This is a genomic window from Stenotrophomonas chelatiphaga (assembly GCF_001431535.1).
Classification (GTDB): Bacteria; Pseudomonadota; Gammaproteobacteria; order Xanthomonadales; family Xanthomonadaceae; genus Stenotrophomonas; species Stenotrophomonas chelatiphaga.
The window spans coordinates 39,240-62,095 of record NZ_LDJK01000020.1; the positions used below are offsets into that span (position 1 = coordinate 39,240).

The window sequence follows — 22,856 nt, forward strand, 5'->3', positions numbered from 1 at the left end:
TGCAACACAGCATTCATTGCCAGATCGAAATATTTCTATTGAGAAATATAATTTTTGGAAGAGAATGCTACCCCATGATCTGTCCTTCCGACTCGCCCCCCAGTTTCGGGCTGCTGCTGCGCCAGGTGCGCGACGGCCTGGTCCGCCAGCTTGATGCCTCGATGGCCGAAGAAGACCTTGGCCTCAACTTCACCCACTACATCGGCCTGAAAGTGCTTGCGCGGATGGCGCCGTGCACCGCCAACGAACTGGCCAGGGCGATCGACCAGGTGCCCAGCGCGGTGACCCGCCTGCTGGACAAGCTGGAAGCGCTGGGCTGCGTTCGCCGCGAAGCCCATGCGCAGGACCGGCGCGCGCTGCAGATCGTACTGACCGAAGAAGGCCGCGCGCTGTGGCTGCGGCTGCAGAAACGTGGCGAGGACGTGATCGATTACGCCTCCCGTGAGCTCAGCGCCGACGAACGCGCGCAGCTGCTCTCCCTGTTGACCCGAATCCGCGACTCCCTGGCGACTCCATGACTCCCATCACTCTCTCTACTTCATGGCGGCACGGCCGGCCGCTGCTGCTTGCCGGCCTGGCGCTGGCCCTGGCCGCGTGCGCCAGCAGCCGTGGCCTGCAGCCGCAGGGCGCGCTGCGCGACGTTGATTCCCTGCACAGCGAGCGCACGCTGGCCGATGCCACGCTGGGCGCGGCCGGTTTCCCCGCCCGCGACTGGTGGACGGCGCTGGGCGACCCGCAGCTCGATGCGCTGATCAGCGAAGGCCTGGCCAGCCACCCCAGCCTGGAAGCGGCCGACGCACGCCTGCGCCAGGCCCGTTCGCAGGTCGGCGGTGCGCGTGCGGATCAGCTGCCGAACCTGTCCGTATCCGGTGGCTACACCGGGCTGCGCCTGCCCGAGTCGATGCTCGGCGATGAAGCCGGTGGCCATTACGCCGGCAGTGGGCAGGTCGCGTTCAATTTCAGCTATGGCGTGGACCTGTGGGGCGGCAAGCGTGCGACCTGGGAAGCGGCGGTGGACAGCGCCCACGCGGCGGCCATCGATGCGCAGGCCGCCCGACTGAACCTGTCGGCCAACATCACCCAGGCGTATGCCGGGCTGGCCTATGCCTGGCAGCTGCACGACGTGGCAGCCGAAGAACTGGCGCGCTCGCAGAAGGCGTTGCAGCTGACCGGCCAGCGTCGCGCTGCCGGCATCGACAGCGACCTGCAGGTACGCCAGGCCGAGGCACGCGTGCCGGCCGCGCAGCAGCAGCTGCAGGCCGCCCAGCAGCAGATCGACGAGGGCCGCACGGCACTGGCCGCGCTGGTCGGGCAGGGCCCGGATCGTGGGCTGCAGATCGAACGGCCGCGCCATCTCGATCCGCTGGCCCTGCAGCTGCCCGGCGTGTTGCCCAGCGCGCTGCTGGGCCGTCGTCCGGACATCGTGGCCGCGCGCTGGCGGGTGGAGGCGGCCGGCAGGCAGATCGATGCCGCCAAGGCGAAGTTCTATCCCAGCCTGAATCTCACCGCGCTGGCCGGGGTGGTCGCCCCGAACGTGGGCGACCTGCTGCAGAGCAGCTCCACCTTCGCCTACATCGGCCCCGCGCTGAGCCTGCCGATATTCGATGGCGGCCGCCTGCGCGCCGGCCTGGACAGCAAGGACGCCGACTATGACCTGGCCGTGGCCAGCTACAACCAGCGGCTGCTGGATGCGCTGCACGAGGTGGCCGACCAGGTCAACGCGGTGCGCTCTCTGCAGCAGCAGGCGCAGTCGCAGCAGCAGGCGGTGGACACCGCGCGCGCTGCGCATGGACTGGCCGAACAGCGCTACCGCGCCGGCATCGGCGGCTACCTCGATGTGCTGACCGCGCAGTCCACCCTGCTGCAGGCGCAGCAGCGGTTGGCCGGGCTGCAGTCGCAGCAGGTGCTGTCCTCGATCCGCCTGAGCCAGGCGCTGGGCGGGGGCTTCGATCCCACCGCCGATGACAGCCGCCGCGCCGCCTCCCTTTCCGATTCCTCGCATTCCTGAAGAAGCCTTCCATGAGCCAGACTCCCTCATCCGCGGCCCCCGCCGCTCCCAGCCGTCGCGGCAAGCTGCTGCGCGGACTGCTTGTCATCGTGCTGCTGCTGATTGCTGCCGCCGCGCTGTGGTACTTCATGTTCGGCCGCTGGTTCGAAGAAACCGACGATGCTTACGTCGGCGGCAACCAGGTGCAGATCACCTCCATGATCACCGGTACGGTGGTCGGCATTGCGGCCGACGATGGCATGCGCGTGGAGCGCGGCCAGGTGCTGGTGCAGCTGGATCCGTCCGATACCGAAGTCGCCCTGCAGCAGGCCGAAGCCAAGCTGGCCGGTACCGTGCGCCAGGTGCGCGGTCTGTACCGCAGCGTGGAAGGTGCGCAGGCTGAACTCAACGCCCGCCAGGTCACCCTGAAGCGCGCCCGCGATGACTTCGCACGCCGCAAGGACCTGGCCACCACCGGCGCCATTTCCAACGAAGAGCTGGCGCATGCACGCGATGAACTGGCCGCTGCCGAAGCGGCCGTAGCCGGTTCGCGCGAGACCTTCGAGCGCAGCCGTGCGCTGGTGGATGACACCGTGATCGCCACCCAGCCGGACGTGCAGGCCGCCGCAGCGCAGCTGCGCCAGGCATGGCTGAACAATGCGCGTGCCGGCATCGTCTCGCCGGTCACCGGCTACGTTGCGCGTCGTTCGGTGCAGGTGGGCCAGCGCGTGCAGCCGGGCAATGCGCTGATGGCCGTGGTGCCGACCGAGCAGATGTGGGTGGAAGCCAACTTCAAGGAAACCCAGCTGCGGCACATGCGCCTGGGCCAGGAAGTGGAGCTGCGTTCGGACCTGTACGGCGGCGATGTGCGCTACACCGGGCACCTGACCAGCCTGGGCATGGGCACCGGTTCGGCGTTCTCGCTGCTGCCGGCGCAGAACGCCAGCGGCAACTGGATCAAGATCGTGCAGCGCGTGCCGGTGCGCATCGCCATCGATGCCAAGCAGCTGGCCGAACACCCGCTGCGCATCGGCCTGTCGATGAAGGCCGAAGTGAGCCTGCGTGACCAGAAGGGCGAAGTGCTACCCAGCCAGGCCGCCACCGGTTCGGTGTTCGACACCGACGTGTACGCCAAGCAGATGCACGATGCCGATGATGCGATCCACGCCATCATCCAGGGCAACCTGCCACAGCGCGCCGGCGCTGCCGCCGCGGCCGGCCCCAAGGCGACCGCTGCGGTGGGCCAGCAGCCGACCACGCCGCCCCACGTATCCAAGGCAGGCTGAGTTTCCATGTCTTCCCAAGCCCCTGCCGTGCCCGGTACGCCGGGCCCGCCGGCCGCCCCGGCCGCCGGTTTCCTGCCACCCAACGTCGCCCTGTGCACCGCGGGCCTGGCGATGGCCTCGTTCATGCAGGTGCTGGACACCACCATCGCCAATGTGTCCCTGCCGACCATCGCCGGCAACCTGGGGGCCAGTTCGCAGCAGGCCACCTGGGTGATCACCTCGTTCGCGGTCAGCACCGCGATCGCGCTGCCGCTGACCGGTTGGCTCAGCCGCCGGGTCGGCGAGACCAAGCTGTTCGTGTGGGCCACGCTGGCCTTCACCATCGCCTCGCTGCTGTGTGGGCTGGCCCAGAGCATGGGCATGCTGGTGGTATCGCGCGCACTGCAGGGCTTCGTTGCCGGCCCGATGTATCCCATCACCCAGTCGCTGCTGGTGTCGATCTACCCGCGTGAGAAACGCGGGCAGGCGCTGGCGCTGCTGGCGATGATCACCGTGGTGGCACCGATCTGCGGGCCGATCCTGGGTGGCTGGATCACCGACAACTACAGTTGGGAATGGATCTTCCTGATCAACGTACCGCTGGGCATCTTCGCCGCGCTGGTGGTGGGCAACCAGATGAAGGGCCGCCCGGAGCAGATCGAAAAGCCGAAGATGGATTACGTCGGTCTGGTCACGCTGGTGATCGGCGTCGGTGCGCTGCAGCTGGTGCTCGACCTGGGCAACGACGAAGACTGGTTCAGTTCGCCGATGATCGTCGCGCTGTCCTGCGTTTCGGTGGTCGCCCTGGCGGTGTTCCTGATCTGGGAACTGACCGACAAGGATCCCATCGTCGACCTGCGCCTGTTCCGGCATCGCAACTTCCGGGCCGGTACGATGGCGATGGTGGTGGCCTATGCGGCGTTCTTCAGCGTGTCGCTGCTGATCCCGCAATGGCTGCAGCGTGACATGGGCTACACGGCCATCTGGGCCGGCCTGGCCACCGCGCCGATCGGCATCCTGCCGGTGATCATGACTCCGTTCGTGGGCAAGTACGCATCGCGCTTCGACATGCGCATGCTCGCCTCGGTGGCGTTCGTGTTCCTGTCCTTCACCAGCTTCCTGCGTTCCGGATTCAACCTGCAGGTGGACTTCCAGCACGTGGCCGGGGTACAGCTGCTGATGGGCGTGGGCGTGGCGCTGTTCTTCATGCCGGTGCTGCAGATCCTGCTGTCCGACCTGGACGGGCGCGAGATCGCCGCCGGCTCCGGCCTGGCCACGTTCCTGCGCACGCTGGGCGGCAGCTTCGCGGCGTCGTTGACCACCTGGCTGTGGTCACGGCGCACCCAGGTGCACCATGCCGACATCACCGAACACATATCGGTGTACCAGCCGGGCATCCAGGAGCAGGTGACCGCGATGGGGCAGGGCGACCTGCAGCACGGCGCGGCAGCGCTCAATACGATGATCAACCATCAGGCATCGCAGATGGGGTTCAACGATATCTTCTTCCTGCTGGGCTGGATATTCCTGGCCATCATCGCGTTCCTGTGGCTGGCCAAGCCGCCATTCGGTGCGGGTGCGGGCAGCGCGGCGGCGGCGGGCGGGCACTGATCGCAGGCGCGGACATTACGGTAGCGCCGGGCCATGCCCGGCGAGCACAGCGGTAAACAAGCGACGGCCAACGCTGAAGATTGACGGTGAGCGGCCGTCGCTACGTAAACGCCGGACATGAAAAAACCCGCTTTCGCGGGTTTGATCATTTTCCGAGTCGTGGTGCCCAGGAGAGGACTCGAACCTCCACGAAGTTGCCCCCGCTAGCACCTGAAGCTAGTGCGTCTACCAATTCCGCCACCTGGGCGACTCAGGAGGAGAATTATGGGGAACGAATTAATTTGTGTCAACAACATTTCTGCATTCCGATGACGCCGCCGCATCAGTCATCCACTGCATGCCCGCCCAGGTGCAGCAGCAGGCTCTGCATGGAACGCGACAGCCCGTTCCAGCGGATGAAGCACAGGCTCAGCTGGCGACGCGCCCAGGCATCTTCCAGCGCGATGGCGTGGAAGCCGTAACGGCGCCGATGCTGCCGGCAGATCGAGCGCGGCACGATGCCGATGCCGATCCCATGGCCGACCATCTCGCACACGCCTTCGAAAGTCTTCATGCGGATGCGCGGTGACAGGCTGCGGCCGAGCGCACGCGCGTTGTCTTCGATATGTTCCTGCAGCGCATTGCCATCGGCGAGGGCGACGAAGGTTTCGCCCAGCACCTCGGCGAACCGGGTCGAGGGGCTGGCCGCGAGCCGATGGTGGGGCGGCACGATCAGCAGCAGCGGGTCATCGGCCACCGGCTGCAGTTGCAGCGGGGCGCTGTCCACCGCATCGGACGTGATGCCGGCCTCGGCCTGCCCGCCGCGCACCGCGCGCACGATCTCCTTGCTGGTGCGTTCCTTCAGGTCCACGTGCAGGCGCGGCCGCGTCGCCATCCACGGGGCGAGGCGGCCGGGCAGGAAGGTGGTGAGTGCGCCGGTGTTGGCATACAGGTGCAGGGTGCCACGCGCGCCGCTGGCGAACTCCTGCAGTTCCTCGCGCAGCAACGACTGCTGGCGCAGCATCAGGCGTGCGTGGTGGGCAAGGGCCTCGCCGGCCTCGGTGGTGGTGACCCCGCGCGGGTGGCGGGTCAGCAGGGCGATCCCCGCTTCGGCCTCCATCGTGCGCAGTCGTTCGCTGGTGGAGGCCAGGGCGAGGTGCGCGCGTGCGGCCCCGGCGGTGATGCTGCCGGCTTCAACCACCGCCAGGAACAGGCGCAGGTCGGCCAGGTCCATTCGCATATCTGCTGCTCCCTGCCTTCGGCCCAGCCGAAGGCGCGATGATCCAGGCCGCATTGTGCCGCAGGCCGGTGCCGGGTCCTAATGGCGCAATGAACGATTCGCTGTACTTCTATTTCCTGCTGGTGGTGGTGTTCGTGTTGGCCGGCGTGGTCAAGGGCGTGACCGGCATGGGCCTGCCCACGGTCGCGATGGGCCTGCTGGGCAGCGCGCTGTCACCGGTGGCCGCCGCCTCGATGCTGTTCGTGCCGACGCTGGTCACCAATGCGTGGCAGATCCTGGCCGGGCCGTCGATCGGGCGCATCGTGCGCCGGCTGTGGCCGATGATGCTGGGCGTGGTGGTCGCCACCGTGGCCGGCGCGGCGCTGCTGGTGCGGGTGCAGGCGCGCTGGTCCGGCCTGGCACTGGGCGTAGCGTTGATCGTGTACGCGGTGTACTCGGCCTTCGCGCCGGCGTTCCGCGTGCCAGCGCGCAAGGAGCGCTGGCTGTCGCCCCTGGTGGGCGCGGTATCCGGTGTGGTCACCGGTGCCACCGGGGTGTTCGTGATGCCGGCCGTGCCGTACCTGCAGTCGCTTGGGCTGGATCGCGATGAGCTGGTGCAGGCGCTGGGCCTGGCGTTCACGGTTTCGACGATCTCGCTGACCACCGGTCTGCTGGTGCACGGCGCCTTCGGTGTGCAGCAGTTGGGGCTGAGTGCACTGGCGATCGTGCCGGCGCTGGCGGGGATGTGGCTGGGTCAGAAGATCCGCGGGAGGATCAGCGCGCGCGCGTTCCGCCTGTGTTTCCTCGGCTTCCTGCTGTTGCTGGGAATCGAGCTGGTGGTGCGTCCGTGGATCGGATAAGCAGGCAAAAAAAACCCCGCATCAGCGGGGTTTTTTTTATCGATGGTGCCCAGGAGAGGACTCGAACCTCCACGAAGTTGCCCCCGCTAGCACCTGAAGCTAGTGCGTCTACCAATTCCGCCACCTGGGCATCGAGGGAGCGAATTATGCAGAGGGGTGAAGAGGCTGTCAACCCTGTTTTTCAAGCGCTTTATCGCGCCCAACAAAAAACCCCCGCTTGCGCGAGGGTTGTTTGTTTTGGTGCCCAGAAGAGGACTCGAACCTCCACGAAGTTGCCCCCGCTAGCACCTGAAGCTAGTGCGTCTACCAATTCCGCCATCTGGGCTTGCAGAGCGGGCGATTTTGAAGATGCGGGAGGCGCTTGTCAACGATTTTCGAAAAATCATGGTCTCCATTCATTTACGCCGGGCCATGACCCGTTCTGCACGCCCGCAACGGCTACCATGGAGGGCGATGAACACCAAAAAACCAAGCAAGGGCGGGAAGAGCTCCCGCACGTCGCCGCCCCAGGGCGCCCCCACCGGATCGCCGAAGGGCGCGAAGAAGAAGAGCCTGCCGCCGTGGATGCCGGACACCCTGACCGGTGGAAACGCCGCTGCGGCGTCCGCACCGCGTGGCGCAGGCCGCCGCGGCCCGGCTCCGTCCGGCCCGCGCGGTCGCCGTCCGCTGCCGCCGATGGGCGCGCCGGTGGATGACCCGCATGCCGCCCGCGAAGCGGAAAAATACGAACAGCCCATCGCCAGCCGCGAGGCCATCCTGGCCCTGCTTGAACGCTGCGAAGGTCCGCAGACTGCCGAGGAAGTCGGTGCCCGCCTGGGCCTGACCGCACCGGATCGCGCCGAAGCGCTGTCGCGCCGACTGGGCGCGATGGTCCGCGATGGCCAGCTGGTGCAGAACCGCCGCGGTGGCTTCGCTCCGATCCAGGCGCTGAACCTGGTGACCGGCGTGGTGATCGCCAATCCGGAAGGCTTCGGCTTCCTGCGCCCGGTGGAAGGGGGCGACGACCTGTTCCTGCCACCGTATGAAATGCGCAAGGTCATGCACGGTGACAAGGTGCTGGCCAACGTGACCGGCATCGACCACCGCGGCCGCCGCGAGGGCAGCATCGCCCGCGTGCTGGAGCGCGGCATGACCCGCCTGATCGGCCGCTTCAGCGTCGAGATGGGCATCAATTACGTGGTGCCCGATGACAAGCGCATCCAGCGCAACGTGCAGGTACCGCCGGACCACACCGGCGGCGCGCGCGATGGCCAGCTGGTGGTGTGCGAACTGACCCAGGCCCCGGACAGCCGCCGTCCGCCGATCGGCCGCATCATCGCGGTGCTCGGTGACAAGCTGACCGCTTCGCTCGTGGTGGAGACCGCCATCCACGGCCACGAACTGCCGTTCGAGTTCCCCCAGGAGGTGCTGGACGAAGCCGCCTCGGTGCCGCTGGTGGTCGAACCGGCGATGATCGGCAACCGCGTGGACCTGCGCAGCACGCCGCTGGTCACCATCGATGGCGAGGATGCCAAGGACTTCGACGACGCGGTCTACTGCGAACCCAATGCCAACGGCTTCCGGCTGGTGGTGGCGATCGCCGATGTGTCCAACTACGTGCGCCCCGGTACCCCGCTGGATGACGAAGCGCAGAAGCGCGCCACCTCGGTGTACTTCCCGGGCTTCGTTGTGCCGATGCTGCCGGAAACCCTGTCCAACGGCATCTGCTCGCTGATGCCCAAGGTCGACCGCATGTGCTTTGTCTGCGACATGCAGGTGGACCGCGACGGCCAGGTCAGCAGCTCGAAATTCTACGAAGCGGTGATGAACTCGCACGCACGGCTGACCTACACCCAGGTATGGCAGGCGGTGGGCGAGGACGATGCCGGCGCCAGGGCGGCGATCGGTCCGCTGCTGCCGCAGGTGGAACGCCTGTACCAGCTCTACCACGTGTTGGCCAAGGCGCGCAGCAAGCGCGGTGCGATCGAGTTCGAATCCAGCGAAGTGCGCTTCGTGCTGGACAACACCGGCGAGGTCACCCAGGCCGGCATGCTGGTGCGCAACGACGCGCACAAGCTGATCGAAGAATGCATGATCGCTGCCAACGTGGAGGCGGCGCGTTACCTGCTCGGCCACGGCGTGCCGGCACCGTATCGCGTGCATGAAAAGCCGCCGGAGACCAAGTTCGCCGACCTGCTGGAGTTCCTCAAGGAGTTCAAGCTGAGCCTGCCGCCGTGGTCGAAGGTGGTGCCGGGCGACTACACCAAGCTGCTGAAGAAGATCCGCGACCGTCCCGATGCCGCCCTGCTGGAGTCGGTGCTGCTGCGCAGCCAGAGCCTGGCGGTGTACAGCCCGGACAACAACGGTCACTTCGGCCTGGCGCTGGAGGCGTACGCGCACTTCACTTCGCCGATCCGTCGCTACCCCGATCTGCTGGTGCACCGCGCGATCAAGCACGCGCTGACCGGTGCACGCGTGGAGAAATACATCTACACCGCGCGCGAAATGGCGGCGCTGGCCCTGCAGTGTTCCGAACGCGAGCGTCGTGCCGACGAGGCCGAGCGCGAAGTGGACGAGCGTTACCGCGCTGCCTGGATGGAAAAGCACGTCGGCGGCCAGTTCGACGGCGTGATCAGCGGCGTCACCAGCTTCGGGCTGTTCGTCGAATTGACCGATTCCAAGGTGCAGGGCCTGGTCCACGTCACCCAGCTGCCGCATGACTATTACAAGTTCGATGCGGTGCGTAAGACCCTCGGTGGTGAGCGCCGTGGCACCAGCTACCGGTTGGGCGACAGCGTGCGCGTGCTGGTGCTGAAGGCCAGCATGGAAGAGCGCAAGATCGACTTCCGCCTGGTCGAGCACAAGGGCGAGGAAGAAGAAGCGCCGCGCCCGGCACCGTTGCCCGAACACGGCAAGCCGGCCAAGCGCGCCAAGAAGAAGTACTGAGACATCGCGGGTAGCGCCGAGCTTTGCTCGGCGTCCGCTGCACAGGGAGGCGAACACCATGCAGGGCCAACCCGAACACAGCGGCGGTTGCCAGTGTGGCGCCGTCCGCTTCGAAGTCCGCGGTGAGCTGAAGGACAGCTCGATCTGCCATTGCCGGATGTGCCAGAAGGCCTTCGGTGCGTACTACGCACCGCTGGTATCGGTGCGCGGTGCGCAGTTCAGCTGGACCCGTGGCCAGCCTCGCCATTTCCAGTCCTCCAACCTGGTGCGGCGCGGCTTCTGCAGCGAGTGCGGTACGCCGCTCACCTATGAAGCGCCGGACGGAATGGCCATCGCGGCCGGGGCCTTCGACCAGCCTGCGCGGCTGCCGCCGGTGCGCCAGTACGGCATGGAAGCGCGGCTGCCGTTCATCGATGCGCTGGGCGGCTTGCCGTCCTCGCGCACCGAGCAGGACGTGGAGGCGCTGGAGTTCCTGGCCCGGCTGGTATCCCACCAGCATCCGGACCACGACACCCCGCACTGGCCTCCGCAGAGTCGTTGAGCGGTGATGGCGGTATCCGCTGACGGGGTAGCTGACGGGGTCAGAGTCCTTTTCGGACGAAGAGGCGTTTGACCCCATCCTGACCCCGCCCGGCAGATGCTCTACCATACCCACCCCCCTTACCGGTCACGCCGAGCATGAGCAGCAAGAGCAGCCAGTGGATTGTCGGCGTCAACGCCGTCGCTTCCTCCATCGAAAACGATGCCGAGAACGTCCGCGAGGTGCTGGTCGAGGCGGGCGCGAAGAACCCGCGGCTGACCGAGATCGAGGAAAACGCCCGCCGCAAGGGCATCGACGTGCGCAAGGTGAACAGCCAGGCGCTGGACGGTGTCGGCGGTTCGGTGCGCCACCAGGGCGTTGCCGCGCGTTATGCCGCAGCGCGCACCTACAGCGAAAACGAGCTGGAGGCGCTGGTGGAAGCCGCCGAAGGCAAGGCGCTGCTGCTGGTGCTGGATGAAGTGCAGGATCCGCACAACCTCGGCGCCTGCCTGCGCAGCGCGGCTGCCGCCGGTGCCACGGCGGTGATCATCCCCAAGGACAAGTCGGCCACGGTGAATGCCACGGTGCGCAAGACCTCGGCCGGCGCCGCAGACCGCATCCCGGTGGTCGCGGTGACCAATCTGTCGCGCTGCCTGAAGGACCTGCAGAAGCAGGGTGTATGGATCTACGGCCTGGCCGGTGAAGCCACCGCGTCGCTGTACGACCTGGACCTGAAGGGCAACATCGCGCTGGTGCTGGGCGGTGAGGCCGACGGCCTGCGCCGGCTGACCCGCGAAAATTGCGATGGCCTGGTCAAGATTCCGATGCCGGGCGAGATTGAAAGCCTGAACGTGTCGGTCGCCACCGGCGTCAGCCTGTTCGAGGTCGTGCGCCAGCGCGGCTGAGCCAGTGCAACGGCGTGACGACCCACGGTCGTCACCCACCACGGCGGAAAGCCTGACAGCCAGCGGCCGTCGCTACCGGCGGCAGTAGCGTAGCGCCGAAGGCAGCGGCAGGAGCCGCCGCCCTTGGTAGCGCCGAGCCACGCTCGGCGAGCGCAGCGGTGAGGCAGCAACGGCGTGACGACCAACGGTCGTCACCCACCACGGCGAAAAGCCTGACGGCCAGCGGCCGTCACTACCGGCGGCAGTAGCGTAGCGCCGAAGGCAGCGGCAGGAGCCGCCGCCCTTGGTAGCGCCGAGCCGCGCTCGGCGAGCGCAGCGGTGAGGCAGCAACGGCGTGACGACCAACGGTCGTCACCCACCACGGCGAAAAGCCTGACGGCCAGCGGCCGTCACTACTGCGGCAGTAGGCCGGCCAGCGGCCGTCGCTACCGCGCTGCGCTGCCGCCCAGTGCTTTGAACAACGTGACGTCATTGGCCAACTGGGTCTGCCGCACGCGCGCCAGCGACAGTTCGGCCTGGCGCCGGGTCTGCTGCGCCAGCAGCCAGTCACGCAGGTCGGTCGCACCAACCCGGTAGCGCACTTCTTCGGCCCGCTCCACCGCCACCGCCTCGGTGAACGAGGCCTGTGAGGCGGCCACCTGGATGGCCAGCTGGTCACGCGCGGACAGCGCGTTGTCCACTTCGGAAAGCGCGGTATACAGCGTCTTGCGGAACGTGGTGGCGGCGACCTGGTAGTCGGTACCGGCCACGTCCGTCTCCAGTTGCGCACGCTGCAGGTTGAGGAAGGGCAGCGCCAGCCCGGCGCCCAGCGTGGCCACCGGATTGCGCAGCACATCGCCCAGGCTCGGGCCGCTGGTACTGATGCCGCCGTTCAAGCTCAGCGTCGGGTAGTAACTGGTCGCGGTCACGTGGATCTGCTTGAGGCTGTTGCGCAGCCGCAGTTCGGCCGCGCGCAGGTCCGGCCGGCGCGCCAGCAGCTCGGCCGGCAGGCCCGCCTGCAGGGCCGGGCTGGTGGCGCCGGCCAGGCTCTGCGGTTCTTCCGCCTGCGGCCAGGGTTGGCCGTCCAGCAGCACGGTCAGCGCGTTGCGTGCCTCCACCCGCTGCTGTTCCAGCGCCGATTGCGCGGCGCGCTGCGCTTCCAGGCTCTGCCGCGCCTGGCGTACTTCCATGCCCGCTGCGGCACCGGCGTCCAGCCGTGCCTGCACCAGCTCAAGGGTGCGCTGCAGCCGCGCCAGGTCTTCCGCCCCGGCGGCGATGGACTGATTGAGGTAGGCCAGGTTCCAGTAGTAGTCCACCGCATCGCCGATGGCGATCAGCGCGGTGTTCTGCCGGTCCTCCTCGGTGGCCTGCGCCGACCACACCGCGATGTCACGCTGGGTGCGCAGCTTGCCCCACAGGTCCACCTCCCACTGCAGCGAAACACCGGTGGCGTAGTCGCCGGTGCGCTGCCAGTCCGCGCTGCGGTCGATCGGCCGTGCGGTGCTGGTGCCGATGCCACTCAGGGAAGGATCCGGAAACAGCGCATTGCGCGCCAGGCCGGCCTGCAGCCGGGCCCGTTGCACGTTCAGCCCGGCCACGGCCAGGTCGTTGTTGACCTCCAGCACGCGGCTGACCAGCCGGTCCAGCCCGGCATCGCCGAAACCGGTCCACCAGGCATCGGCGCGCACATCGGCACGGGGCTGGTCCAGCCCGCTCACCGGGGCCGCATCGGCCGCGCCCAGGCTGGTGCTGTGGGTGCCATAGCTGGCGGGAACCGCAGCGGCCAGCACCGGGTAACGCCCCGCCGAAGCGCAGCCGGCCAGCGAGGCAAGCAGGGCAGTGGCCAACAGCAGGCGCGAAGGCGCCGGATAAAAACAGGTCATGGGCAGTCTCATTCGCGGGCCAGCGCATCCACCGGATCCAGCTGCGCGGCACTGCGCGCGGGCAGGAAGCCGAAGGCCACGCCGATCAGGGTGGAGCAGGCAAAGGCAGCAATGATGGAAGCGGTCGAGAACACCATCTGGAAATCGCTGGACAACCGCCCGAAGGCCCAGCCCAGGGCCAGCGCCAGGCTGACGCCGATCAGGCCTCCCAGCAGGCAGACCAGCACCGCTTCGATCAGGAACTGCTGGCGGATGTCGCTCTGGCGCGCCCCCACCGCCATGCGCACGCCGATCTCGCGGGTGCGCTCGGTCACCGACACCAGCATGATGTTCATCACTCCGATGCCGCCGACCAGCAGCGCGATGGCGGCGATGGCGCCGATCAGCAGGGTCATCGTGCGGGTGGTCTGCTCGATGGTCTCGCGGATTTCCGCGCTGTTGCTCAGGAAGAAATCCTCGGTGCCGTGGCGCAGCGTCAGCACATTGGTGATTGCCGCCTGGGCGGCGTCCATCGGCGTATCGTCCTTCACCCGCACGGTGATGCTGGAGACATGGTTCTGGCCCAGCATGCGCGACATCGCCGTGGTGTGCGGCACCCACACACTCAGGCTGGTGCTGCCACCGAAGCCGAAACTCTGCCGCTTGGCGACGCCGACCACGCGCGCCGGCACGTTGCCGAGCAGGATCACCTGGCCGATCGGATCGCTGTCCGGGAAGAACTGGGTTCTGGTGTTCTCGTCGATCACCGCGACCTGCGCCAGTGACTTCACTGCCTCGCTGTCGAAGAAGCTGCCGTTGACCAGGCTCACGCCCTTGACCCGGAAGAACTGCTCGCCGACCCCGCTTACCGATGCGGTGGCAGACAGGTTGCGGTAGCGCGCGGTCACCGACGTGGACACGCTCGGCGTGGCACTGTCCACGTAGCTCTGGCCGGCCAGGGCATCGGCATCGCTGGCCTTCAGCGTCTGCACCCGGGCCGAGCGCATGTCACCGAAGCCACGCCCCGGGTAGACATCGATGGTGTTGGTGCCCAGCGAGCTGATGTTCTGCAGGATCTGCTGCTGCGAGCCGTTGCCCAGTGCCACGACCGACACCACCGAGGCGATGCCGATGATGATGCCGAGCATGGTCAGGAAGGTGCGCAGGCGGTGGGCGTTCATCGCCAACAGGGCCATCCTGAACGCTTCGGTGAAGCGGTCGCGGGCCGCCCGCCAGCTGTTGCCCTTGCCGGCATCGATGCTTGGCGCGCGCTGCGCACGGTAGGCCGGCGCGTTCTGGTTGATGCGGTCGGCGATGATCTCGCCGTCGCGGATTTCGATGATGCGTTGGGCGTGTTCGGCCACGCTCATGTCGTGGGTCACGATGATGATGGTGTGGCCTTCGGCATGCAGCTCGCCCAGGATGCCCATCACTTCTTCGCCGGAACGCGTATCGAGCGCACCGGTGGGTTCATCGGCCAGGATCACCTCGCCGCCGTTCATCAGCGCGCGCGCGATGGATACGCGTTGCTGCTGGCCACCGGACAGCTGCCCCGGCTTGTGCTGCATGCGATCGCCCAGCCCCAGCCGCTGCAGCAGCTGCACGGCGCGCGCGCTGCGTTGTTCGCTCGGGTTGCCGGCATAGATGGCCGGCACTTCCACGTTGCCGCGGGCATCCAGGTCGCCCAGCAGGTGGTAGCGCTGGAAGATGAAACCGAAATGCTCGCGACGCAGTTCCGCCAGTTCATCCGGGCCCATGCGGCCGGTCTCGCGGCCGGCCACCTGGTAGCTGCCCCGGGTAGGGCGGTCCAGGCAGCCCAGGATGTTCATCAGGGTCGATTTGCCGGAGCCGGACTGGCCAACGATGGCGACCATCTCACCGGCATGGATGTCCAGGTTGACGTCGCGCAGCACGGCGATGGTGTCTTCGCCTGCCGGGAATTCGCGGCGCAGGTCGCGCAGCCGCAGCAGCACGGTGGAAGCGGCCGGCGTACTCATCGGCGCGGCCCGCCGCCGCCCATGCCCGGACCCATGCGCATGCCGGGGGCGCGGTTGGACGAGGCCGAGGCGCTGGCCGCGCCGCCTTCGCCGACCACCACGCGCTCGCCTTCGGCCAGCCCGGACAGGATCTCGGCATTGGCGCCGTTGTTGATGCCCACCGTGACCCGGCGCGGCTGCGGCTGGCCATCCTCGCCGACCACGCGCACCCGCTGCTGGCCATCACGGGTCTTGGGCCCCAGCGCGACCGACGGCACCGTCAGCACATTCTTCGCCTGCTTGAGCAACACCGACACCTGGGCGGTCATGTCGATGCGCAGGGTGCCATCCGGGTTTTCCACGTCGAACAGCGCGTTGTAGTACACCGCCGTGCTGGAACTGGAGCTGGACGAGCTGCTGGAACTGGACGCGCTTTCGCTGGCGATCGACGCCGGCGCCGGATTCACCTGGCGCAGCGTGGCGTGGTACCTGCGATCCGGTTCGCCCAGCGTGGTGAAGTACACCGGCATGCCCGGCTTGATCTTGACCACGTCGGCTTCGGAAATCTCCGCATTGACCGTGACCAGGTCCAGCCGCGCCAGCATCACGATGGTCGGCGCGGTCTGGTTGGCGTTGACGGTGCGGCCTTCTTCGGTCACCACCGCCACCACCGTGCCATCCATCGGCGCGGTGATGCGGGTGTAGGCCAGGTCGGCACGCGCGGTGGCCACTTCGGTTTCGCTGCCCTTGATCTGCGCCTGGTTGGCCTGGATCTGCGCGCGGGCGGTCTTCAGCGCAGCTTCGGCGGCGTCGTACTCCTGCCGCGAGGTGGCTTCAGCGGCGAGCATCTGCTGCTGGCGGGCGAAGTCCAGTTCGGCCTGGCGCAGGCTGGCCTGCTGCACCGCCAACTGCGCGCGCTGCTGCTGCAGGGTGGCTTCGGCCTTGAGCACGGTGTTCTGCTGGGTGGTGGCGTCGATCTCGGCGATCAGGTCGCCTTCCTTCACTGTGTCGCCCAGCTGGACCTTCAACGAACGCACCTGGCCGGAGGCCTGCGCGCCGACGCTGACCAGCCGGTAGGCATCGATGACCCCGGTGGCGTCCACCGTCTGCTCCACGTCGGCGCGGGTTACCGGGGACGTGGCCAGGGCCGGCGCATCCGGCTTGCGCAGCAACCACCAGGCGCCACCCGCCAGCAGCACGATGACCAGCAGTGACAGCAACAGGCGACCGCGACGGGTCCTGGGCAGCAGACGGAAATTCACGGTGGGTTGTACTCGGCAGGCCGTCCAGCGGCGTCGCGTTCATTGTGCGAACCGTTTGCCTGCAGGCTCAATCCTCAACGTGTGTCTGTGTGTAACATTGCGGCACCCTGTCTGTTTCACCCTGTATCGCGATTGCCGCTGGATACACTGCAACGCATTGGCCCGAGTGCGGTTCAGCTGCCGACAGGGGATGATGCCGTCATGGAGACCACTCAACCGATGCACCGCCTGCTTATTGTCGATGACGACAACGACATCCGCAGCCTGCTGGCCGAGCAGCTCGGTCGCGCCGGCTATCAGGTCAGCACCGCCGCCGATGGCGCGGGCATGCGCCAGGTGTTGGAACGCGAGCACGTCGACCTGATCGTGCTGGACCTGAACCTGCCGCGCGAAGATGGCCTGACCCTGTGCCGCGACCTGCGCGCCCGCTCGGCTACGCCGGTGATCATGCTGACCGCACGCGCCGAACCCATCGACCGCGTGCTCGGCCTGGAAATGGGCGCCGACGATTACCTGGCCAAGCCGTTCGAACCGCGCGAGCTGCTGGCGCGGATCCGCAACGTGCTGCGCAGGACCGAGGCGCTGCCGGCCAACCTGGAACCGCTGGCGATCCGCCGTGCGCGTTTCTCGCGCTGGATCTTCGACCTGGAGCATCGCCACCTGGTCGATCCGGATGGACGGGTGGTGGTGCTGTCCGGCGCCGAATTCCGCCTGCTGCGGGTGTTCGTCGGGCACGCCAACAAAGTGCTTTCGCGCGAACAGCTGGTGGCGCTCAGCACGGGGCGCAACTACGAATCGCAGGACCGCGCGATCGACCTGCAGGTCAGCCGGCTGCGCAACAAGCTGGCCGATGATGGCGGCCCGGATGGCCTGATCAAGACCGTGCGCAACGAAGGCTATGTGCTGGCCACGGCAGTGACGCTGGAATGAGCCGGCTGCGCCGCTTCCTGTCTTCGATGGTGGGACGCCTGTTCGTGATCCTGCTGCTGGGCATGAGCGTGGCGGCGATCGGCGCGACCCTGCTGGCCGGGACCAAGCGCCAGCAGGAGTTCGAACGGCAGAACCTGACCCGCATCGCCGACCGCCTGCAGGGCTACGTGAACCTGCTGGATGGCAATCCGGAACTGCGCGAGCGGCTGCTGGCCGCCGGTGGGCCCAGCGTGCGCGTGCTGCAGCCGGGTGCGCGGCAGGGCAGGGCGGACAACGCGTTGATGGACGTGCTGGCGGCGCGTCCGGGGCCGGTGTCCGGCGCGTCGGTGCATTTCACTTCCTTCCGTTCGTGCCTGCCGCGGATGGAGGACCTGCTGCCGCCGCAGGACAAGGACAGGCACCGCAATCGACCGCCGCGCGAACGCGACCCGGCGTTCATTCCGCCGCGCTGCCGGGCGGTGCAGTTGACGCTGGCCGATGGCACCCCGCTGGCGCTGGCGCTGGAATCGCCTGCGGTGGCGCACAACGGCGTGCTGGCGGTGGATCCGCTGTTCCTGAGCCTGCTGGTGCTGGCCATCGCGGTGCTGGCGTATGCGGTCGCGCGGATGGCCAGTGCGCCGCTGCAGCGGTTGGCTGGCGCCGCGCAGGAGCTGGGCGTGGACCTGCACCGCGAGCCGATGCCGGTCACCGGCCCGCTGGAAGTCCAGCGCGCCGCCGAAGCCTTCAACGCCATGCAGCAGCAGCTGCAGCGGCACCTGGCCGAGCGCACCCACATGCTGGCGGCGATCACCCACGACCTGCAGACGCCGGTCACGCGCTTGCGCCTTCGGCTAGAAAACGTGGAAGACGAAGCCCTGCGCGAGCGCCTGGTCGCTGACCTGGCGGCCATGCAGGCACTGATCCGTGAGGGGCTGGAGCTGGCGCGCAGCGCCGAAAGTGCCGAGCAGCGCGCCCCGCTGGACCTGGATTCCCTGCTGGAAAGCCTGGTGGAAGATGCCGTGGAAGCGGGCGCCGACGCACGCTTCGACAGCGGCTGCGGCGCGGTGCTGATGCTGCGGCCGCTGGCCATGCGCCGCTTGTTCAGCAACCTGCTGGACAACGCGCTGATGTATGGATACTCGGCCAGCGTGCGCGCCGAACGGGATGGCAAGGGCATCCGGGTGCGCATCAGCGACCAGGGACCGGGACTGGCCGAAGACGAGCTGCGCAGCGTGTTCGATCCCTTCGTGCGGTTGGAAACCTCGCGCTCGCGCGAAACCGGTGGAGCCGGGTTGGGACTGACCATCGCCCGCGCGCTGGCCGGCAAGGACGGTGCCCGGGTGAGCCTGGAGAACCGCGAAGGCGGCGGGCTGGACGCGGTAGTGCATTGGGCGGCGCCGGTGCTGGCCAGCCCGCGCGGCGCCGGTTGACGCATGCGGGCGCGGATTTGAATATCATGCGCGTATCTTTCCAGCTCCAACCCGATGAACCAGTTCGACCTCGCCCCTGCCCGCAAGGGTGCATGGCGCACAACCGTGCGCGTGCGCCGGGGCTGCCGTGTGCCAGGAGTTGACCGGCTGCGATGAGGCGCCGGGGGCTTCCAGCCATCGCGTGGCGGCGTGATGGAGGCGGCGCCGGCTTCCGGCGCATGACGCTGGGCCTGCTGCTGGGGCTGCTGATGCTGCTGGCCTGCGCACCGGTGCAGGCGCAGGGCGGCGGGGCGCCGCCGCTGCGCGACTACGCCATCGATGTGTGGACCTCGCGCAACGGCCTGCCGCACAACTCCCTGCGCGATATCGCCCAGACCCCCGAAGGCCACCTGTGGTTCGCCACGTGGGAAGGGCTGGTGCGCTACAACGGGCTGGACTTCACCGTGTTCGACCGCAGCACGCGCCCCGGCCTGCGCGACAACGGCGTGGGCGCCCTGCTGGTGGATCGCCAGGGGGGGCTGTGGATCAGCGATTCGCGCGGCAACATCACCCGCCGTTCGGCCGATGGCCAGTGGGACGTGTGGCAACGCGAGGAACATACGCCGCAGGTGCTGATCCAGGCGATGCAGATGGACAGCCATGGCCGCCTGTGGCTGCTGTTCGAAGGCAAGGGCATCGGCTACCTGGGACCGGATGGACGCATGGTCTACCAGCCACCGCCGAAGGACCTGCCGTTCGCGCTCAACTTCACCAAGCTGGTGGTCGATGCGCAGGACCGGGTCTGGATCGGGACGCTCAACGGGCTGCTGCTGCGCGATACCGATGGCACGCTGAAGCGCGCGCCGGCCGCGTGGGGGCTGGGCAGCGGGCTGGTGTGGCCGTATCGCGCCCCTGATGGGGTGTTGTGGATCGTGGGCGGCGAGAGCCTGTACCGGTTGCAGGACGACACCCCGCAGCTGGTCCATCGCCTGCCCGGGCAGATCCACCTGACCGCCATGCTGCAGGACCGTCACGGCGACCTGTGGCTGGGAACGGAAAACCAAGGGTTGCTGCGCATCTCCCGGCATGGGCTGGAGCGCCTGCCGGCGGGGCTGAACCTGCCCGGCGGCCGCGTGGTGAGCCTGCGCGAGGATGCCGAAGGCAGTATCTGGGTCGGCGCCAATGGTGGCCTGTACCGGCTGCGGGAAACCCTGTTCGCCAGCTACTCCGAGCGCGATGGCCTGAGCGGCGACTACGTGCGCACGGTACTGGAAGATGCACGTCGCACGCTGTGGGTCGGCAGTGCCAGTGGGCTGGACCGGCGCGTGGCCGATGGGCGCTTCGCGCCGGTCATCCTGCACAACCGCGGCGGCAAGCCGCCGTCGGTGCTGAGCCTGGCCCAGGGCAGGGACCGTGACATCTGGGTGGGTACCTTCGGCGACGGGGTGATGCGGCTGGACGAAAACGGGCATCCCAAGCGCACCTACGACAGCGTCGACGGGGTGCCGATCGGCAACATCCGCGCGATCAGCGTCGACCGCCAGGGCGTGGTGTGGGCGGGTACCCAGAAAGGCGTGGTGCGGATCGACGAGACGGGGGCCAGCCTGCCGCGCGTCGACGGCATGCCATCCACCCTGATCACCGCGCTGGCCCATGATGCCGAGGGCAGCCTGTGGATCGGCACCATCGAGGGCATCCGCGTGCTGCGCGGCGACAGCGTGCAGCACATCGACCTGGCCGGACTGGGGGGCGGCCGCAGCGTGTTCGGCTTCCAGCAGATCGGCGATGCGATGTGGGTCAGCAGCGACCGCGGACTCTACCGCTACCAGGACGGGGTGCTGGCGCGCGTCGGACTGGAGCAGGGCATGCCGGTGGATACGGTGTTCCAGCTGGTGCCGGACAAGGTGGGCAACGTGTGGATCAGCAGCAACCGCGGCGTGCTGCGTACCGACATGGGCATGCTCAACGAAGTCGCCGACGGCCGCGCGCCGCGGGTCGACGTTGAGCGTTACAACGAAATCGACGGCATGGCCAACTCGCAGGCCAACGGCAGTTCCGGGCCGGCGGCGCTGTTGCGCCAGGACGGAACCTACTGGGTAGTGACGGCCGGTGGATTGAGCACGGTCGATCCGCTGCGGCTGCAGCGTTTCCGCGAGCGGCTGGCGCCACCGGCGGCGATCGAGAACGTGCAGGTCGACGGCGCCCCCATCCACTGGGAAGGCAGCGAACGCAACCGCATCGAGGGCGGGCGACGGCTGGCGGTGAGCTTCGTCGGGCTGAGCTACCTGATGTCCGAACGGATCCGCTACCGCACCCGGTTGGACGGGCTGGACAGTGGCTGGGTGGAGCGCGGGCAGCAACGCAGCGTGGAGTTCATCGGCCTGCCGCCGGGCGATTATGTCCTGCATGTATCGGCGGCGCATCCAGGCGGCGCCTGGAGTGACAGTGAAGCGGTGTGGTCGTTCACCATCGAACCGTTCTGGTGGCAGCGGCACAGCGTGCAGGCGGTGGCGGCGCTGCTGCTGCTGGCCGCCCTGATCGCGCTGTACCGTTTCCTGATCAACCGCTACAAGACCTCCAACATCCGCCTGGCGCGCCTGGTGGACGAGGCCACGCGCGACCTGCAGGCGCAGACCGTGCACCTGCAGGCGTTGAATTCAGAGAAGAGCGACCTGGTGGACCGGCTGGCACTGCAGTCGGAGGCATTCGAACGCCAGGCCCGCGAAGACGCGCTGACCGGCCTGCCGAACCGCCGCGCCTTCGATGAAACGATGGCGCGCGACTTCGCTCGTTCGCAGCGCAGTGGCCACCCGCTGTGCCTGGTGGTGCTGGACGTGGACCACTTCAAGAACGTCAACGACCGCTACTCGCACAGCGTGGGCGATGCAGTGCTGGTCGAGGTGGCGCAGGTGCTGGCATCGGCCTGCCGCGATTCGGACCTGCCCGCGCGCACCGGCGGCGAAGAGTTCGCGCTGCTGCTCAACGACACCCGGCTGGAGGAAGCGGCGCAGGTCTGCGCACGCCTGCACGGGCTGTTCCACGACCATCCGGACTGGGCCGGGATACCAGACCTGCGGGTCACCTTCAGCGCCGGCCTGGTCGAACTGGACCCGGCCGACCGCACGCCGAAGCTGCTGTATCAGCGCGCCGACCGGGCGCTGTACCGTGCCAAGAGTGACGGCCGCGATCGGACCAGCATCGGCTGATCTTCGGTCAGCCTATGCTGGTCCACGCATTCCACCTTATCCCCACGCCCGGTGGGTGACGACCGTTGGTCGTCACGCGTCCATCAGCGCTCAGCGCGGCCAGGCATTGGCGATGGTGCAGAACAGCTTCGCGGTCTGCTCGGTGTCATATACCGCGCTGTGTGCCTCTTCGGCATCCCAGCCCAGCCCGGCGGCCGTCGCGGCGCGGGCCAGTACGGTCTGGCCGTAGGCGATGCCGGCCAGGGTCACCGTGTCGAACACGCTGAAGGGGTGGAACGGGTTGCGCTTGTGGCCCACGCGTTCGACCGCCGCGTTGACGAAGCCGAGGTCGAAGTGCGCGTTGTGGCCGACCAGGATCGCGCGCTGGCAGCCGTATTTCTTCATCGCCGCACGCACCGGGGTGAAGATGTGGTCCAGCGCGTGCTTCTCTTCCTTGGCCAGCCGGAACGGGTGGTCCAGGATGATGCCGGTGATCTCCAGCGACTTCGGGTCGATCTCCAGGCCTTCGGCCGGCACCACGTGTGCGCTGGCCGTCTCGCCGGGGTACAGCAGTCCGTTCTCGTCCATTTCGATGGGAACCGCCGCGATTTCCAGCAGGGCATTGCGTCGGCAGTCGAAGCCACCGGTTTCCACGTCCACCACCACCGGCAGGAAGCCGCGGAAGCGCTGCGACATCGCACGATGCGTGGCAGGGGGCGGGGCAGGGGCGTCGACGGGCGAGGGCAGCGGGGTGTCAGTCATACCCGAATTCTAACAGAGGCGGCCGGTCGGCCCCGGCCCATGGGGTTGCCGGCGAGCGGCTGCGGCCAGCCAGCGAGGGCCTTCCCCCCCAACGGCGGCCTCGAACGAGGAAAGCCGAGCAGGGCTCGGCTTCCAGGCAACACCGTGCCACGGATCATTCCGCGGCGCCGGGGGTCTCGTCGCGCTTCTCGCCGGGCCGCAGCGGCTGTTCGCCATGCCCCAGGAACCCGACCTTTTCGGG

At 68.0% G+C, this 22,856-nt stretch carries 15 protein-coding genes, 3 tRNA genes and 1 pseudogene; 11 read left to right on the top strand and 8 right to left on the bottom strand.

The features are described from left to right. The first annotated feature begins 74 nt into the window (after positions 1-74). The 4 genes and pseudogenes from ABB28_RS06565 to ABB28_RS06580 all read left to right on the top strand — a co-directional run bounded on the left by ABB28_RS06565 (position 75) and on the right by ABB28_RS06580 (position 4,863). Entirely contained in the window at positions 75-518 is a 444-nt protein-coding gene (locus ABB28_RS06565; protein WP_057507878.1) for a MarR family winged helix-turn-helix transcriptional regulator, read from the top strand. After that, complete coding sequence (locus tag ABB28_RS06570; RefSeq protein ID WP_057507879.1) at positions 515-2,008, top strand: efflux transporter outer membrane subunit; 1,494 nt, start codon at positions 515-517, stop codon at positions 2,006-2,008. The genes ABB28_RS06565 and ABB28_RS06570 overlap by 4 nt, the downstream gene beginning before the upstream one ends. A gap of 11 nt (positions 2,009-2,019) precedes the next feature. Further along, positions 2,020-3,183, top strand: a pseudogene (emrA, locus tag ABB28_RS06575) (multidrug efflux MFS transporter periplasmic adaptor subunit EmrA); the annotation flags it as partial. A 96-nt stretch (positions 3,184-3,279) separates the two neighbouring features. Continuing rightward, positions 3,280-4,863 (top strand): DHA2 family efflux MFS transporter permease subunit, encoded by a 1,584-nt coding sequence (locus ABB28_RS06580; RefSeq protein ID WP_057507880.1) that lies wholly within the window; start codon positions 3,280-3,282, stop codon positions 4,861-4,863. Between the two features lie 160 nt (positions 4,864-5,023). Here ABB28_RS06580 and ABB28_RS06585 read toward each other — a convergent pair. Together ABB28_RS06585 and ABB28_RS06590 are read right to left on the bottom strand one after the other, a co-directional pair. Further along, positions 5,024-5,110: transfer RNA gene (locus ABB28_RS06585), tRNA-Leu, on the bottom strand. 75 nt (positions 5,111-5,185) lie between these two features. Beyond that, positions 5,186-6,082, bottom strand: a complete 897-nt coding sequence (locus tag ABB28_RS06590; RefSeq protein ID WP_057507881.1) for a LysR family transcriptional regulator — start codon at positions 6,080-6,082, stop codon at positions 5,186-5,188. Between the two features lie 89 nt (positions 6,083-6,171). Between ABB28_RS06590 and ABB28_RS06595 the strand changes: the two genes are divergently transcribed. Further along, on the top strand, positions 6,172-6,921 hold the full coding sequence (locus ABB28_RS06595) for a sulfite exporter TauE/SafE family protein (RefSeq protein ID WP_057507882.1): 750 nt from the start codon (positions 6,172-6,174) through the stop codon (positions 6,919-6,921). Between the two features lie 43 nt (positions 6,922-6,964). Here the strand turns inward: ABB28_RS06595 and ABB28_RS06600 are convergent. Together ABB28_RS06600 and ABB28_RS06605 are read right to left on the bottom strand one after the other, a co-directional pair. Then, positions 6,965-7,051 (bottom strand) — tRNA-Leu (locus tag ABB28_RS06600). Positions 7,052-7,159: 108 nt separating this feature from the next. Continuing rightward, positions 7,160-7,246: transfer RNA gene (locus ABB28_RS06605), tRNA-Leu, on the bottom strand. Positions 7,247-7,374: 128 nt separating this feature from the next. Here ABB28_RS06605 and rnr point away from each other — a divergent pair. From rnr to rlmB, 3 genes are all read left to right on the top strand, one after another. Further along, positions 7,375-9,846 carry a ribonuclease R gene (gene rnr, locus ABB28_RS06610; protein WP_057507883.1) on the top strand — a complete coding sequence of 824 codons (2,472 nt, stop codon included), beginning with the start codon at positions 7,375-7,377 and terminating at the stop codon, positions 9,844-9,846. Between the two features lie 58 nt (positions 9,847-9,904). Beyond that, the gene (locus ABB28_RS06615; RefSeq protein ID WP_057507884.1) at positions 9,905-10,387 is read left to right on the top strand and encodes a GFA family protein; all 483 of its coding nucleotides are present in this window, start codon (positions 9,905-9,907) and stop codon (positions 10,385-10,387) included. Between the two features lie 137 nt (positions 10,388-10,524). Then, positions 10,525-11,271 (top strand): 23S rRNA (guanosine(2251)-2'-O)-methyltransferase RlmB, encoded by a 747-nt coding sequence (gene rlmB / locus ABB28_RS06620; RefSeq protein ID WP_057507885.1) that lies wholly within the window; start codon positions 10,525-10,527, stop codon positions 11,269-11,271. Positions 11,272-11,696: 425 nt separating this feature from the next. Here the strand turns inward: rlmB and ABB28_RS06625 are convergent, their stop codons facing one another. Genes ABB28_RS06625 through ABB28_RS06635 form a run of 3 tightly spaced genes read right to left on the bottom strand, consistent with a single transcriptional unit; the run spans position 11,697 to position 16,350 of the window. Then, on the bottom strand, positions 11,697-13,133 hold the full coding sequence (locus ABB28_RS06625; protein WP_245625299.1) for an efflux transporter outer membrane subunit: 1,437 nt from the start codon (positions 13,131-13,133) through the stop codon (positions 11,697-11,699). A gap of 8 nt (positions 13,134-13,141) precedes the next feature. Further along, positions 13,142-15,109, bottom strand: a complete 1,968-nt coding sequence (locus tag ABB28_RS06630) for a MacB family efflux pump subunit (RefSeq protein WP_057507887.1) — start codon at positions 15,107-15,109, stop codon at positions 13,142-13,144. Next, positions 15,106-16,350 carry an efflux RND transporter periplasmic adaptor subunit gene (locus ABB28_RS06635; protein ID WP_057507888.1) on the bottom strand — a complete coding sequence of 415 codons (1,245 nt, stop codon included), beginning with the start codon at positions 16,348-16,350 and terminating at the stop codon, positions 15,106-15,108. The genes ABB28_RS06630 and ABB28_RS06635 overlap by 4 nt, the downstream gene beginning before the upstream one ends. Before the next feature lie 201 nt (positions 16,351-16,551). On the opposite strand from ABB28_RS06635, the gene ABB28_RS06640 reads away from it, so the two are divergent. From ABB28_RS06640 to ABB28_RS06650, 3 genes are all read left to right on the top strand, one after another. After that, positions 16,552-17,280: a response regulator gene (locus tag ABB28_RS06640; protein WP_057507889.1), complete on the top strand. Its 729-nt coding sequence runs from the start codon at positions 16,552-16,554 to the stop codon at positions 17,278-17,280. Beyond that, positions 17,277-18,689: an ATP-binding protein gene (locus tag ABB28_RS06645; protein WP_057507890.1), complete on the top strand. Its 1,413-nt coding sequence runs from the start codon at positions 17,277-17,279 to the stop codon at positions 18,687-18,689. The genes ABB28_RS06640 and ABB28_RS06645 overlap by 4 nt, the downstream gene beginning before the upstream one ends. Positions 18,690-18,907: 218 nt before the next feature. After that, positions 18,908-21,874 carry a diguanylate cyclase gene (locus ABB28_RS06650; RefSeq protein ID WP_083491962.1) on the top strand — a complete coding sequence of 989 codons (2,967 nt, stop codon included), beginning with the start codon at positions 18,908-18,910 and terminating at the stop codon, positions 21,872-21,874. Positions 21,875-21,964: 90 nt separating this feature from the next. Here ABB28_RS06650 and rnt read toward each other — a convergent pair whose 3' ends face one another. Further along, positions 21,965-22,600 (bottom strand): ribonuclease T, encoded by a 636-nt coding sequence (gene rnt, locus ABB28_RS06655; RefSeq protein ID WP_425479531.1) that lies wholly within the window; start codon positions 22,598-22,600, stop codon positions 21,965-21,967. Between the last annotated feature and the right edge of the window lie 256 nt (positions 22,601-22,856).